General features: G+C 63.9%; 13 protein-coding genes. 3 read left to right on the top strand and 10 right to left on the bottom strand.

The genetic code is table 11. The features are described 5' to 3' along the window. Positions 1-43: 43 nt before the first annotated feature. From ACNAOU_RS02645 to ACNAOU_RS02630, 4 genes are all read right to left on the bottom strand, one after another. Entirely contained in the window at positions 44-277 is a 234-nt protein-coding gene (locus tag ACNAOU_RS02645) for a DUF6480 family protein (RefSeq protein WP_026267494.1), read from the bottom strand. A 97-nt stretch (positions 278-374) separates the two neighbouring features. Then, entirely contained in the window at positions 375-1247 is an 873-nt protein-coding gene (locus tag ACNAOU_RS02640) for an SMP-30/gluconolactonase/LRE family protein (protein ID WP_422757949.1), read from the bottom strand. Positions 1248-1257: 10 nt separating this feature from the next. After that, a complete protein-coding gene (locus tag ACNAOU_RS02635) occupies positions 1258-2718 on the bottom strand; it encodes an MFS transporter (protein ID WP_422757948.1) in 1461 nt (486 codons plus the stop codon). 100 nt (positions 2719-2818) lie between these two features. Further along, on the bottom strand, positions 2819-3409 hold the full coding sequence (locus tag ACNAOU_RS02630; protein ID WP_422757947.1) for a TetR/AcrR family transcriptional regulator: 591 nt from the start codon (positions 3407-3409) through the stop codon (positions 2819-2821). Between the two features lie 112 nt (positions 3410-3521). Here ACNAOU_RS02630 and ACNAOU_RS02625 point away from each other — a divergent pair, with 112 nt between their 5' ends. Together ACNAOU_RS02625 and ACNAOU_RS02620 are read left to right on the top strand one after the other, a co-directional pair. Further along, positions 3522-4649, top strand: a complete 1128-nt coding sequence (locus ACNAOU_RS02625; RefSeq protein ID WP_275777725.1) for an ABC transporter permease — start codon at positions 3522-3524, stop codon at positions 4647-4649. A 67-nt stretch (positions 4650-4716) separates the two neighbouring features. Further along, positions 4717-5931, top strand: a complete 1215-nt coding sequence (locus tag ACNAOU_RS02620) for a sensor histidine kinase (RefSeq protein ID WP_413307257.1) — start codon at positions 4717-4719, stop codon at positions 5929-5931. Positions 5932-6014: 83 nt separating this feature from the next. On the opposite strand, the gene ACNAOU_RS02615 is transcribed toward ACNAOU_RS02620, so the two are convergent. The 5 genes from ACNAOU_RS02615 to ACNAOU_RS02595 all read right to left on the bottom strand — a co-directional run bounded on the left by ACNAOU_RS02615 (position 6015) and on the right by ACNAOU_RS02595 (position 11354). After that, positions 6015-7304 carry an adenylosuccinate synthase gene (locus ACNAOU_RS02615; RefSeq protein ID WP_413307260.1) on the bottom strand — a complete coding sequence of 430 codons (1290 nt, stop codon included), beginning with the start codon at positions 7302-7304 and terminating at the stop codon, positions 6015-6017. Between the two features lie 204 nt (positions 7305-7508). Then, positions 7509-9275, bottom strand: a complete 1767-nt coding sequence (locus tag ACNAOU_RS02610; RefSeq protein WP_422757945.1) for a choice-of-anchor G family protein — start codon at positions 9273-9275, stop codon at positions 7509-7511. After that, entirely contained in the window at positions 9272-10003 is a 732-nt protein-coding gene (locus ACNAOU_RS02605) for a hypothetical protein (RefSeq protein WP_422757944.1), read from the bottom strand. The genes ACNAOU_RS02610 and ACNAOU_RS02605 overlap by 4 nt, the downstream gene beginning before the upstream one ends. Before the next feature lie 7 nt (positions 10004-10010). Beyond that, complete coding sequence (locus ACNAOU_RS02600; RefSeq protein ID WP_422757943.1) at positions 10011-10529, bottom strand: signal peptidase I; 519 nt, start codon at positions 10527-10529, stop codon at positions 10011-10013. Between the two features lie 96 nt (positions 10530-10625). Beyond that, the gene (locus ACNAOU_RS02595; protein ID WP_018780068.1) at positions 10626-11354 is read right to left on the bottom strand and encodes a SipW-dependent-type signal peptide-containing protein; all 729 of its coding nucleotides are present in this window, start codon (positions 11352-11354) and stop codon (positions 10626-10628) included. Positions 11355-11743: 389 nt separating this feature from the next. Here ACNAOU_RS02595 and ACNAOU_RS02590 point away from each other — a divergent pair, with 389 nt between their 5' ends. Next, positions 11744-12376, top strand: a complete 633-nt coding sequence (locus tag ACNAOU_RS02590) for a hypothetical protein (protein WP_018780067.1) — start codon at positions 11744-11746, stop codon at positions 12374-12376. A 219-nt stretch (positions 12377-12595) separates the two neighbouring features. Here ACNAOU_RS02590 and ACNAOU_RS02585 read toward each other — a convergent pair whose 3' ends face one another. Further along, complete coding sequence (locus tag ACNAOU_RS02585; protein WP_373280681.1) at positions 12596-13561, bottom strand: ABC transporter substrate-binding protein; 966 nt, start codon at positions 13559-13561, stop codon at positions 12596-12598. Positions 13562-13726 lie beyond the last annotated feature (165 nt).

Genomic DNA, 13726 nt, shown 5'->3' with positions numbered 1-13726 from the left:
CGTCAACTTCCACTTGAGGCCGGCTGTTCCTTAGCTGGCCGGCTCAGTCGAAGAACCCCACGATGTACCCGATGAAGTACAGCATCGACAACAGGACAAAGACGCCTATGATCGAGAGCCACAGGACCTGGGTGCCCTTCCTCGGGCCACCCTCATCGTGGCCCTGGGGGCCGGCCGTCGACGACTCGCCGGGCGGGGTTTCGCCCGGCGGCACTCCCCCACCAGGTTCCAAGCCTGTGATCTTGTCCTCGTACGGGTCGGGATTAGGTCCTGACACGCTCACTCCCCTGGTTGCAGTGGTGTCGCTTTGACCCAGCGTATCGAACCAGCCCGGCCAGAACCACAGCAACCTTATAAATCAGCGGGAGCCCGGGTCAGCGCGTCCACACAGTGTCGCGCGTCCCGGTGCGAAGACGGTACAGAGACGTGGTGGCCGTGATGTAGAGGTCGTGACCGTCGGGACCACCAAAACACAGGTTGGAAACCCTTTCAGGAAGTTCGACGGCGGCCAGCAGGCTGCCGTCCGGCGCGTAAACACGGACAGAAGCCCCCGCCGATGTCCACACCCGGCCCTCGACGTCAACGCGGAAACCGTCAGAAGCCCGGTCCTCCTCCAGCTCCACGAACGTGGTTCCGGCCCCACACGCCCCTTCTTCCACGGGGTAGGCTGCGATGCGGAACGGGACGCCATGCGCGGCCCCCGCCGTGTCCGAAACATACAGCAGTGACTCGTCCGGCGAGAAAGCCAGGCCGTTGGGATGGACCAGGTCCGTGACCACCGGCTTTAGTTCCTCCGTCGCGGGGTCGAAGCGGAACACGTAGCAGCCACCGTACTCCTGTTCGCCTTCATGGCCTTCAACCGTGCCCGGCAGTATTCCATAGGGCGGATCAGTGAACCAGACCGTTCCATCTGCGGCGACCACGACGTCGTTGGGCGAATTGAGCCGGTACTCACCGAACGAGTCGACGATCGGCGTCACATCGCCGTCGTGGTCCCGCTCCACGCGCCTTCGGCCGTGGCTGCATTGCACTACGTCCCCGTCGTGGTCGAGCGTCCGGCCGTTGGTGTATTCGACGGCGGTGGCGTACTCGCGCGTGGCGCCCGTGGCGGGGTTGAACTCCAGGATGCGGTTATTGGGGATGTCGCTCCAGCGAACCGTCTGAGATTCCGGAATCCAGACCGGCCCTTCGGCCCACACAGTGCCTTCAAAGAGCTTTTCCAGAGTGCCGGTGATCAGTTCATCCATACGTTCGAGATTAGTCCTCCGCAGGTGTCACAGCGGCCTTTTCTTCTTTCGGGGTGTTGCTGTCCGCCCGCTGCGCAGCGGGCATGGCGATCACGGCCACGACAGTGAGGACGGCGCTGACAAGCACCGCCACGAACACCGCCGCAGACGCGTTTATGGTGGTTTGCGGATCAGTGCCACCACTTGGACCGCCGGCGTAGATGGCGTTGGCGATCGCACCAAAGACGGCGACTCCCAGGGCGCTGCCGATGGAACGGGCAAAGAGGTTGGTTCCGGTGACCACTCCGCGTTCGTTCCATTCAACACTCGACTGGGCGGCGATGAGGCTGGGGGTCGCAACCAGGCCAAGCCCCAAGCCCACGATGAAGCACGCCAATGCCACCAATACGACGTTGGGCGAGGACGCGGTGAGCGCCAGCACTGCTGCACCCGCCACCGAAATGGAGATGCCGATCAAGGCCGTCCGCTTGAACCCGATCCGCAGATAGAACCGGCCGGCCTGTGATGCACTGATCGGCCAGCCCAAAGTCAAGGCAGCCAATGCAAGGCCGGCCAGAATGGGAGACGTCTTCAGGGCACCTTCAAGGAAGGTCGGGACATAGGAAGTGAGGCCCAGCATGACTGCGCCCACGCCGAAGGAAATGAAGGCCGTGGTGGCGAGCAACCGTCGCGACAGAACCCATGACGGGAGGATCGGCTCCGCCGCCCGCCGCTCAGCCAGGACAAAAGCGCCCAGCAGCAAGGTACCCACCGCGAAGACCGTGATGCTGACGGGTGAGTTCCAGGCCCATGCCTGGCCACCCTCGAGCGCCCCGAGAATCAGCAGGCTCAAGGAAACGGTCAGCAGGGTGGCACCCAGGTAGTCGATCCGGTGCTTGGCACGCTCAATGTCCTCGTGGAAGGTGCGCACCAGCATCCAACCCGCCAGGAAGCACAACGGGATGTTGATCAGGAAGATCCAGCGCCAGATCCCCAATGACGCAAAGACGCCACCGAGTGTTGGCCCCACCACGGAAGAGATGGCCCACACGCTGGCCAGATAACCCTGCACCTTGGCGCGCTCGGCAAGGGTGTAAATGTCCCCCGCGATGGTGATTGACACTGGTTGCACCGCGCCTGCCCCGAGGCCTTGAAGCACCCGGAAGGCAATCAGGGCCGGCATGCTCCATGCCACCCCGCACAGTATGGATCCCAGCAGGAACAGGCCAATGCCGCTGAGGATGATCGGTTTCCGGCCCACGACGTCGGAAAGCTTGGCGTAGATAGGCACGGAAACAGCCTGTGCCAACAAGTACGCCGAGAAGAGCCAGGGGAAGGAACTGAAACCGCCGATGTCTTCCACAATGGACGGCACGGCCGTGGCGACGATCGTTGAATCGATGGCCACCAAGCCCGTGGAAAGCATCAAGGCAATGAGGATGGGTCCGCGTCGGGAACGGAATCCGACTCCGTCAGCAATCTCTGCAGTCATGTATCTCGTCCCCGTCGTCGTCTGGTTGCGTTCGTTGCCGGGGCATGCCCCAAAGGAGGTAACGGCGTGGGTAACGGAATTAGTCCCGGGCGCTGATCCTCTAGAGATCCGACAGCAGCGTGCGGGCGGACTCCAAGTAGGCAGCTTCCGCTTCGTCTCCTCCGAGCGCCGCCTGGATGGCGAAACCTTGGATCAGCCCCAAAATTGCGGGGGCGAGTCTGCGGGCCCGTTCAGCTGCCTCTTCGTCAGGCCTGGATCCGCGCAGCCAACCTTTCAAGTAGTTCTCGATGTGCCCCAGGATTTCACTAAGGATCTCCCTCGCCACGACGCCCAATTTGTCGTTTCGAACGGCCTCTCCCCAAACCTGCACCGCAACCCCGGGGAAGAAGTCAAGCTGCGCCAGTCCGGACATGAGAGCCAACACGGCCTCGACGGGGGGTGGGACGTCGTCCTGGCTGCTGAGTCGTTCGAGCGCCGCCATGCGCTCTTCAAAGACCAGTCGGCCGGTATCAACAATGAGTTCTTCTTTGCTGCGGTAGTACACATAGACCGCGCCCGCGGACAGGCCCGCCTCGGCGATGATATCCCCCATCGAAACGCTGGAAAAGCCCTTCTCCGCAACGCACGCCAGAGCGGCCCGCTGGATGCGTTCACGCATGGCTCCGCGGTGTTCCTCGGTAACTTTCGGCATTCACCCACCGTACCGCGAAAAGAAAACGAATGATCATTCTTGACGAGTGAATCGAACCGCTTCACAATGAAGAACGAACATTCTTTTTTTATAGTGCTGGAGAGGACAGCCCATGTCGACAACAACTGAGCTCACAGAGCCGAGGCGTCAGTCACCATCTGTGGCGAGTCCACATACCCCCTGGCCGCAAGCGCTGCGCACCGCTCTGCTCGCCGCCGTCGCCGTTTGTGCCGTATTGCTGGCGTTCGCTTGGCCGAGCGTCACCGCAAAGGTCCAGAACCTCCCCATTGCCGCCGTGGGCAACTCAGACCAGGTCTCCCAAATCGCTGCCAAGGCCCCTGCCGGTAGCCTGGACATACGCACTGCGTCCAGCCGCGATGAAGCCGTAGAGCTCATCAAGCAGCGTCAGGTCTATGGGGCGATCGTCCTGGGGACGTCCCCGGAGATTCTCGTCGCCAGCGCCGGCAGCCCGGTCGCCTCGCAGGCACTCACCCAAATGGGCGCCCAAATGCAGTCCCAAATACAGGCGCAAGTGATCGGCAGACTCCAAAGTGCTCTCGGCCAGGCAGCGCAGGCAGCCGTCAGCGGCCAGGCCCCCGGGCACGGCCAAGCGGGTCAGGCGCCGCAGGGCGCGGAGGGGGCCGCGGTTCCCCAAGTGACCATCACCGACGTCGTACCGCTTTCGTCCGATGACGCACGCGGCACCGGACTGGCAGTTGCTGGTCTCCCACTCGCGATGGGAGGCATGATCGGCGGCGTACTGATCTCGCTGTTCGTCTCCGGAACGTGGCGCCGGCTCGGGGCCATTTTGGCTTATGGAGCGGTGGCGGGCCTGGGGCTCACCGGCATCCTGCAAGGCTGGTTCCACACACTCCAAGGGAGTTATTGGGCAAACGCCGGCGCCATCGGCTTGGGAGTCGTCGCGACAGCCGCGATCATCGTGGGCTTCAACGCGCTCATCGGACGCGCCGGCATCGCCCTTGGCGCGATCATCACCCTTTTCATCGGCAACCCACTCTCGTCATTGGCCCAGCCAAAGGAGTTCCTTCCCGCACCATGGGGCGACGTGGGTCAGTGGTTGGTGCCCGGCGCCTCAGGAACACTGCTGCGCGACCTCTCCTATTTCCCGGATGCCCCGTCCGCATTTCCCTGGCTGGTTCTTGGCATGTGGACGTTGGCCGGAGCGGCGCTCATCGCCCTCGGCCATTTCCGAAACGCCCCGGCATTGGCTGTTGCATAGCGGCACACCCACCTGGACGGCTGTTTTGTGACAAGGACCTGTAGTGCTCATCTGACAGGATGGCTGGATGAGAACAGGCGAGTTACCCAGGGATTCGATGCTCTCCCGCAAGGGCCTTCCCGTCCCCGGACCGGGGCTGGACATCGCTGTTCCCGTACCCTCGGAGCGGCTGCAGAACCTGGTGGAGTTGGCCCGGACGGTGTGCGGACAACCGGTGACGGCCATCAACATCATCACGGAGGATCTGCAGTACCAAGTGGCCACGGCCGGCCTGGAGCCGTATCTGTGCAGCCGCGAGGATTCGATGTGTGCCGTCGGTTTCCAAAGCGGGGCCTCAACGGTGGTGGAAGATGCATCGCTTGATGCGCGGTACAGGGACAACCCGTTTGTGGACGGCCGCCGCGGCGCGATCAGGTTCTACGCTTCCGTGCCGCTGGTCAGCGACGACGGTTTTGTTCTGGGCACGCTCTGCGCCGGCGCACGGGAAACCGGCCGGCTCAGCGACCGGCAACGCCAGGGCCTCGAGATCCTGGCAGCGGAAGTCGTCGAAGCCCTCGCCCTTGAACACCGCGCACGGGAACTGGCCGAGGCGCTGGCCGAGGCGCAGCGCAGCAACGCCCTGCTCGCCGAATTCGCCGGCCGCATCAGCCACGACCTGCGCAATCCACTCACTTCCATCCTCGGCTTCGTCGAACTCAGCCAAATGGAGGCCCAGGACGCCCCCGATGCGACCATTGCCCAGTACCTGGACGTCGTGGCCAATTCCGGGCAAAGGATGCTGAGCATGGTGGAAGACGTCCTTGCCTACGCCACTATCGGCGGAGATGTGCGGCCTGCCCAGATCTCGCTCAAGGCCCTGGTGGAAGACGTGGTCCAGGACTTGGCTGCGAGCCTTGAAGTGAACGGGGCTTCGGTGGACTGCGATGATCTTGTGTTCAGTGCCGATCCCGGCCAGATGAGGGTCTTGCTTCAGAACCTGATCCACAACTCGGTCACCTACACCAGACCCGGAGTTCCGCCGGCCATCCACGTCACGGGCGAACGGACGGACGAGGGCGCAACCTTCCGGGTGATCGACAACGGCAAGGGAATCAGCGAACCCGACCGTGACCGGGTGCTGGACCCCTTGGTCCGTCTGCACAGGGAAGACGACCCTCCCGGAACAGGCCTTGGCCTGGCAACCTGTGCACGCATCGTGGCCGCAGCCGGTGGACAACTTGAGATCGGTTCCGCACCGGGCGGCGGCACCGCGGTATCCATCCACCTGGGCAGTGGGAGCTGACCGTAACTTAACGACGACGGCGGGTCCCCTCAGGTTCCGTATGGAACCGAGGGGACCCGCCGCCGTCGTAAATCAGCTGGTGGTCAGTCGTTGACCAAGTCGTGGACCACGATGGTCTGGTCGCGGTCCGGGCCGACGCCGATGGCCGAGAAGCGCGTGCCGGAGAGCTTCTCGAGGGCCAGCACGTAGTTGCGGGCATTCTCGGGGAGGTCTTCCAGGGTGCGGGCACCGGTGATGTCCTCGGTCCAGCCGTCGAAGTACTCGAAGATCGGCACGGCGTGGTGGAACTCGGTCTGCGTCATGGGCATTTCATCATGGCGGACACCGTCGACGTCATAGGCAACGCAGACGGGGATCTGCTCGATGCCCGTCAGGACGTCCAGTTTGGTGACGAAGTAGTCCGTGAAACCGTTGACGCGGGAAGCGTGGCGGGCCAGGACGGCGTCGTACCAACCGCAACGGCGGGGACGGCCTGTGTTGACACCGAACTCGCCGCCGGTCTTCTGCAGGTAGACGCCCATCTCATCGAACAGTTCCGTGGGGAACGGGCCGGCGCCAACGCGGGTGGTGTAGGCCTTGATGATGCCGATGGAGCGGGAGATGCGGGTGGGGCCAATGCCCGAGCCAACGGATGCGCCGCCTGCCGTGGGGTTGGAGGAAGTGACGAATGGGTACGTGCCGTGGTCCACGTCCAGGAACGTTGCCTGTCCGCCTTCCATGAGCACAACCTTGCCCTCATCCAGGGCGTTGTTCAGCTCCAGGGTGCTGTCGATAACCAACGGGCGGAGCCGCTCGGCGAAGGACAGGAAGTAGTCCACGATCTCATCCACCACGATGTCGCGGCGGTTGTAGACCTTGACCAGCAGTTCGTTCTTCTGGCGCAGCGAACCTTCCACCTTCTGGCGAAGGATGGACTCGTCGAAGACATCCTGGACGCGGATGCCCAGGCGGGCCACCTTGTCCATGTAAGCCGGACCGATGCCACGGCCCGTGGTGCCGATGGCGCGGCTGCCAAGGAAGCGCTCGGTGACCTTGTCCAGCACCTGGTGGTACGGCGCAACAAGGTGGGCATTGGCTGAAACGCGCAGGCGCGAGGTGTCAGCGCCGCGGGCTTCAAGGCCGTCGATTTCCTGGAAGAGAGCCTCCAGGTTCACCACGCAGCCGTTGCCAATAATGGGAATTGCGTTGGGGCTCAGGATGCCCGCGGGAAGGAGCTTCAGCTCATACTTCTCACCGCCAACAACCACGGTGTGCCCGGCGTTGTTACCGCCGTTGGGCTTGACCACGTAGTCAACGCGGCCACCGAGCAGATCGGTTGCTTTGCCTTTGCCTTCGTCGCCCCACTGGGCTCCGACGATCACGATAGCGGGCATGGGATCCTCCCCCATTCTTTCGGGCTGACCCCAGAAGGATGACTGGGGCTTGGCGCCGTACATGAGAATGCCCCGACGTTACCGGTGCAGCCTGCCACGCGGGCTGGCATACGCAAGAGTTCGGGGCTCTTACCAGCCAAGTTTAGCCGATGGCAACGGTTTCTCTGGTGTTGGCCCAACGTTGGCCTGCAGTTGTGGACAAAGTCACGGGACAACCAGGGCGGCAGGACCAGCCGACGAACTCCCCAGCGACAGGCTCAGCAGGCCGGCACTGTCCACCAGCCCCACGCGAATGGCCGAGACCTTGTATTCTCCCGCCGCAGCAGTGACATCCGCCGGTTTGGTGCCGGGCCAGCTCTGATCGGGCTGGACGTTGACATTGATGGCCACCAGCGTCCGGACAGCTGTCAGGACCGGCCCAACGGCGTTGATCACCGGTGTGATCAACGCCTGCAGGCTTGTACCCAGGTTGGCGACCAGGCCGGTGTTGAAGATTGTGGCGTTGAGGACGGTCTTCACCACGTTGTTGGTTCCGGTGAGGAGGGCCGAGGTAATGGGTCCCAGCAAAGCAGCCACCACACCTCCCAAATCCAGGCCAATGACGTTGGCGGTTACTTGGGGTGCCGTGGCGGTGCCATCCAGGAAGTCGCCCAGAGATATACCTGTGCTGGCGCCGGTGGCCGCGCCTATCTTGACGCCGATGGTCGCTGCGTTGAGCCCGGCCAGTTTCAGGGTGATGTTGGTGGTGGCGTTCAAGGTAATGGCGCGCAGCGCGGTAGTCAGCGCAGCCAGCACCCGGTTCTTCCACGAATCCAGCAAGGCAGTAACCCTGGAGGTCACCGCCGTCGTCGTGGCCGCATCCAGAGCGACAGCGTGATTGGGTTCCATGCCGTTCAAGCCAGTCACCGAGCTGCCGGTCAGGGCCGCGATGTTGACCTTGACCGTCCCGGTTCCCAGGTTGACGGTGACAATCCCATCAGTCATGGACTCGGTCATCATGGCGGTGACCCCGGTCAGATCCGGAGCAGAGAGCGTCGCAGTGGTGCTGATGGACCCGAGCGACAATGTCCCCAGCAAGGGGTTGATCAGTGCCGAGACTCCGTCGGAGATCCCGGTAGTCAACCCACCCGTCCCCAGCAACGCATTCAGTTGCGCAGGAACCGTCCCCACCAGTGAAGCCCCGCTGGTGGACAACGTCCCGACGGCGGGAATCGCCGCCGTCAGGTCCAGCCCGGCAATCCCGTACTGGCGCTGGACGGTAGGTGTGGTGTCCAGCATCGGCCACCCGTTGGTCATGACACAGCTGTCCACCTTGGAGGACGATGCAATCGCCCCAACATCAAGGGTCACCCCGGACAATGAGGCAGGAACGATGTTGCCCAGCGAAATACTGGCCGCTTTCGGGGCACTGCCTGCTCCCTGCGCTGTCCCTGCGACATCCACAGCACCCGTCTGGTCCGACACCAGCCCCGAAGCACCCTGGGCCTGCCCGCTTTTCTGCGAGCGCGCCCACTGCGTATACGTCCCCAGGCCGCCTACGGGAACACCCAATCCCAGCCCCACCGAGACCGGGCTGCTGCCCAAGGCCGTCACCGGAATTTTGGTGACATAAGCGTCCGTAGTGCCGGGCACCAGCACCGCAGAGACCGGGGTGGGCGAAGCGGTGGTGCCGTTGTTCAGCACAGTCAGCCCCTGGACCCCTGCCACGGTGTCCAGATTGGTGTTGAGCACTGTGCCGTGCAGTTCCCTCGCCCAGGCCTGGTTGGTGAACATGGAGTTTGTGCTGCAGTCTCCGGGCGAACTTACGCCGACGGCGCTTTTCACCCATTCGCTGTCCGTCCACGCAGCTGTGGTGATGCTTGTGGTGGCGGCCAGGCTGATGGCGGCTACTGCTGCCACGAGAATCGAGCGGCGTGGACGGTTGAGGAATGCCCGGCGCAGGGGTTCGCTCAGCGGGCGTCGGAGCGTCATGCGCCTTGCTCCTTGGCTTCACTCGGCCGTTTCAGCATCGCCAGGACGGCGGTTCCCAGGAGGAGCAGCGCACCCCCGGCGAACAGCGCGGGGAGGGACGTGGCACCCGTGCTTCCAAGGGGTTCTTTGCTTCCGCCGTCGGCGGCCGGTGGCAGCGAAGGCGCGCTTCCGCCGTCGTCGTCTCCCATGGCGGTGACCCCGATCCCCAAGGTGAGCGCCGCGTCTTGGGGCGGGGCGCTGGCGGGTCCTGCCAGGGTGAAACGGAGGTACGGTGCGGTCCCGGCCCGGAGGTTGCTGAGCGGGACACGGAGGCCTTGGTCCCAATCGTTGAGGCGGGTGGGCTGGATCCTGGGCGTTGAGCCTTCGGGACAGCTCAGTTCCTTGTTCAGCCCGCTGTCGCCCTGCCACGGGGACGGGCATTCATCGACGGCGATGCCGTATCCGTCAGCGGCGGCCAGGCCGCCTGTGGCAACGAGCTGCAAGGAGGAGGTGGCTTGGGGCTTTTCCAGCGACAACCCGATCTGCCACACGAACGAATCGCCCGGTGCCAGTTGCGGGAACTCCAACGGGTACACGGAAGAGGAAAGCCAAAGGACGCCCGGGGTTCCGTTCTCGGGTACCGGGATGAGCTGGTCGGCGGCTTGGGCAGGGACGGCACAGAACAGCACCCCGACGACGGCGGCACACGCTGCCGCTACAGGCCTCACCACCCGGTTCCACTGCTTCACAGCTCTTTCACCTCCCTGTTGACACCACACCTTTGTGACGGGGTACCCGCTTGGGCCAGTACGCCCACACCACAAGCGCGGCGACCGCCATGGTGGCAGCGCCGATGAAACCAGGCCCCCGCATGGCCATCACCCAGGAACCCACTGCGGGTACCGTTACCAGTACCTTCCGGGCGGTGTCCACCTGGTACGGCAGCGGATCTTCCGAGCTGTTCGCGTCGCCCTTGAGCCGTAAGGAAGCACCAGAGCCGTCAGGCTCCACCGACACCACGCGGTGGGTGACCAGGACGCCGGATTCCGAGCGTTTCACGGAGACGACATCACCCGGGACCAGTTCCGCGGCAGGGACCTGCACGGTAAGGGACAGCGCCCCGACCGGGTAGATGGGCTCCATGGATCCGGTCCGGAAGACCACGAACGACGCCTTGTAGACGAAACCCAGGACCAGCGCCAGAATGCACACCAGCCCGAGCAAGGCCAGCAGAGTCAAGGCAATTTCACGGGAGACCTTGAGGATGCGGGACAAGACGGCCCAGAAGCCCGCCCCGCCTAGGGCAGGGGCCGAAGGGGGCAATGGGGACGAGCTTCTGGTCCGGGTCAAGGGCTCTGTCACAGAGCTGCGTTACGAGCTGACGATGCTGGTGAACCTCCACAGCGGAACCGTCTGCTTTCCCTGCAGGGTCACGTCCGTCACGGCGGACGGGAGGGTGATGGCGAAGCAAATGTTCACCGCGGAGCCGGCCGTTGCTGCGTCGGCACCCTTCGGCAGTGTGATGGGGGTTGCGGAAACTGTCGTCAGCGGGACGCCGGCAGCTGCCGAACCTACGATGTCGGTGCCGCCGGTCAGCGTACCTGCAGCGCAGTTGGCCGGTGTGACGCCCTGGACCGCACGGTAGGTCAGGGCGTTGTAGAGGGCCAGGGAATTGGTGGTGGTGTCGGCTGCCGGCGCGGTTCCGCCGAGCTTGACTGCCTCCGCCAAAGTGGCCGTCAGGGCTTCGGAACCTGCCGCTGCCCGGAGCTGCATGGGCGCGTAAGCAGTATCACCGGGCTTGAGGGCGGCCGAGATGGCGCCGAACGTCAGTGCCCCGTCAGTTGCCGAGCTCGGCACGGTGGGGATGTTCGGCTTGTCGCTCCACGCATCGGCGCCCGTACCGTTGGTGTTGCTGAAAGTGTTTTGCTCCATGTGGTAGGTCAGCGTGCCCGGTCCGTTGTCCCCACCGGAATTGCCGAAGACCCACTCGTTGTCTGTCCATGCAGCCAAGGTGAACGCAGCTCCCACGCCCAGGACAAGCCCGCCGGCGAGGAGCGCCCGAACTTTCGTTGCCTTGTTTGATGACGTCTTAGCGACCATTGTTTAACCCCCACAGTTGATGATGCTGAGCTGGCGGGGAGGCCGAACGGTTCCCCCGGAACCAGTAGTTTCAAACGTCATTATCTGGGGAAGGAAAAGCCCCACCCGGCCGAGGTGCACTTTAGGGTTAATGCCGGCGTTCGACGCTGGCAGGGAGCGCCGCACCGGCGTCGAACCTTGTGCCGCAGTTGCGGGCGGGCCGAGATGCCTGACACGTTTCCCGGGCAACACGCCGCGTCGCATTAAGTGGCGCGCCGGGACGGCCCCCATTGGGGCAGTAAGTCCGGTAAGGTTAGTTAGCCCCCAACAGCACCCTTTGAGGTTCGGCTGCGGCATGCCCGCGGCCCCTTGGAACGGTGCGCTGTAACACCTAGGAGACCTAACCCCTGATGCAAGAACTGGCGACTGAATCACCCGAAGAAATCCTCTGGAACCGCCGCTACGAACCGCACATCGCTGAGGTCAACGAGCTGTGCGACTCCATCAAGGAGCAGAAGCCAGGCAGCGAGGTCCTCTACATCGACCCCGCCCACAGCATGGATGACTGCCGCATCGTCAGCCTTTTCTCCAATCAGCGCACCACCACCGGTGAGGGCTTCATCACCCCCGGCGACGAGGAAGCAGCCACCCGCATGCTCGGCATGCAGTGGCAGCTGGGCCTCCGCCCCGAGCTCATGATGCCGTGGAACGCCTACCCGTGGATCGAGCCCAACGAGGAGCCGGGCAAGCTCACCCCCGCCAACATCACCGAGGGCCTCAAGCCACTGCTTCGCCTCCTGCAGCTCCTGCCGCGCACCTCTGCCCTGGTGGCACACGGAAACGAAGCCCACCGCCTGGCGGACCAGCTCATGAAGGCTGCACCAGCCAGCATCGCGCGCCGCGGTTTCAAGACGTTCAAAGTCCGCTCGCTCGGTGGCCGCTCCTTCGCGGGCACGCCGGCACGCCAGCAGGAATACCTGGATGCCATCCACGGTGCCTACGCCGAGGCCATGGCCCGCACGGGCATTCCCCGCAAGGCCTAGTCACACCTTCGTTGTGGGGCCCGCTTTGCGTCCCAATCCCCCGGGAAACCCCGCAGACCAGGCCCCACAACACACACACCTTCGTTGTGGGGCCCGCTTTGCGTCCCAATCCCCCGGGAAACCCCGCAGACCAGGCCCCACAACACACACGACGACGGCGGCCCTCACCTTTTTGGTGAGGGCCGCCGTCGTCGTTGGGGTTCTTGTGGTGGGGCCGGGTCAGCCGACCAGCATGCTGCGGAGGTCCTTCAGGATCAGCTGGGCGCCTGTGGGGCCGAGGCCGAGGAACCAGACGTCGTCATTGACCGCTTTCGCGTGGCCGGCTTTGACTGCGCCGAGCTTGGGCCAGACAGCGCCTTCAACTACAGAGGTTTCCCCGGTGGCTGAGGGGTCGCCGTAGCTGCTGTAGAAGATCCAGTCGGCGTCGCCTTGCTCGATGTTCTCGGCCGAGATTTCAGCCGCGAGCTCATCAATGTTCTGGTTCTCCGGGCGGGCCAAGCCTGCGTCCTTCAGGATGACGCCGATGAGGGACTTGTTGGCATACAGGCGGATCTTGCCCGGCAGGAAGCGGACCAGCGAGATCTTCGGGTCGCCCTTGACGTCTGCCTTCAGCGCGTCAGCTTCGCCCTGGTAGTCGTTGAGGGCTTTGGTGGCCTTGTCTTCCTCGCCCAGTGACTTGCCGACCAGGAGGAAGTTTTCCTTCCACGGGAAGCCTGGCCGGATGCTGAACACGGTGGGGGCAATGGATGACAACTGCTTGTAGAGTTTGTCGGCCCGGAGCTTGCTGCCGAGGATGAGGTCCGGCTTGAGCGCTGCGATGGCTTCAAGGTTGAGGTCCTGGATGGTGCCCACGGAGGGGACATCCTTGACCTTGTCAGCCAGGTAGGTGGGAACAGGGTTGGCGCCTTCGGTGGTGGCCATGCCCACCGGCGTGACGCCAAGGGTGACGACGTCGTCGAGTTCGCCGGTGTCGAGTACCACCACGCGGGTGGGCTTCTTTTCCAAGGTTGTTTCACCGTTTGCGTGCGTCAGGGTGCGCGGGAAAACGCCGGGCGCGGCGTCCGTGCCGAGCTTCGCCGTTTCCTGGTCAGCAGTGGTGAACTTCGATCCTCCCGTGGCAACATCGGCGTTGCCCGCGCTGGAACCCGAGGTACCACTGGTGCCGCAGCCCGCGACGAGGCCCATAAGCAAGGTGGCACCGACCGCCTTCATTACGAGCTTTCGCGCACGGGAGCCCTTGGGCGGCTGAACTTCAAAATCGTCATTTTTCACTGGGTAAGGCTAACCTAATTAGGGCACACTTCTGTGACGTTGTGACGACAGTCACGGATAGCCCTTCCTTTATTGCCC

It is taken from the genome of Paenarthrobacter sp. C1 (assembly GCF_049315185.1).
GTDB classification, from domain to species: Bacteria; Actinomycetota; Actinomycetes; order Actinomycetales; family Micrococcaceae; genus Arthrobacter; species Arthrobacter nicotinovorans.
Note: the sequence above shows the minus strand (reverse complement) of the source record. Positions and strands in the feature narration are given on the sequence as shown.

Excerpts from the sequence above, each read along its gene's own strand:
- ACNAOU_RS02595 (WP_018780068.1), bottom strand. The coding sequence starts at position 11,354 with ATGGTCGCTAAGACGTCATCAAACAAGGCAACGAAAGTTCGGGCGCTC.
- ACNAOU_RS02615 (WP_413307260.1), bottom strand. The coding sequence starts at position 7,304 with ATGCCCGCTATCGTGATCGTCGGAGCCCAGTGGGGCGACGAAGGCAAA.
- ACNAOU_RS02590 (WP_018780067.1), top strand. The coding sequence starts at position 11,744 with ATGCAAGAACTGGCGACTGAATCACCCGAAGAAATCCTCTGGAACCGC.
- ACNAOU_RS02630 (WP_422757947.1), bottom strand. The coding sequence starts at position 3,409 with ATGCCGAAAGTTACCGAGGAACACCGCGGAGCCATGCGTGAACGCATC.
- ACNAOU_RS02585 (WP_373280681.1), bottom strand. The coding sequence starts at position 13,561 with ATGGGCCTCGTCGCGGGCTGCGGCACCAGTGGTACCTCGGGTTCCAGC.
- ACNAOU_RS02635 (WP_422757948.1), bottom strand. The coding sequence starts at position 2,718 with ATGACTGCAGAGATTGCTGACGGAGTCGGATTCCGTTCCCGACGCGGA.
- ACNAOU_RS02640 (WP_422757949.1), bottom strand. The coding sequence starts at position 1,247 with ATGGATGAACTGATCACCGGCACTCTGGAAAAGCTCTTTGAAGGCACT.
- ACNAOU_RS02620 (WP_413307257.1), top strand. The coding sequence starts at position 4,717 with ATGAGAACAGGCGAGTTACCCAGGGATTCGATGCTCTCCCGCAAGGGC.
- ACNAOU_RS02610 (WP_422757945.1), bottom strand. The coding sequence starts at position 9,275 with ATGACGCTCCGACGCCCGCTGAGCGAACCCCTGCGCCGGGCATTCCTC.
- ACNAOU_RS02625 (WP_275777725.1), top strand. The coding sequence starts at position 3,522 with ATGTCGACAACAACTGAGCTCACAGAGCCGAGGCGTCAGTCACCATCT.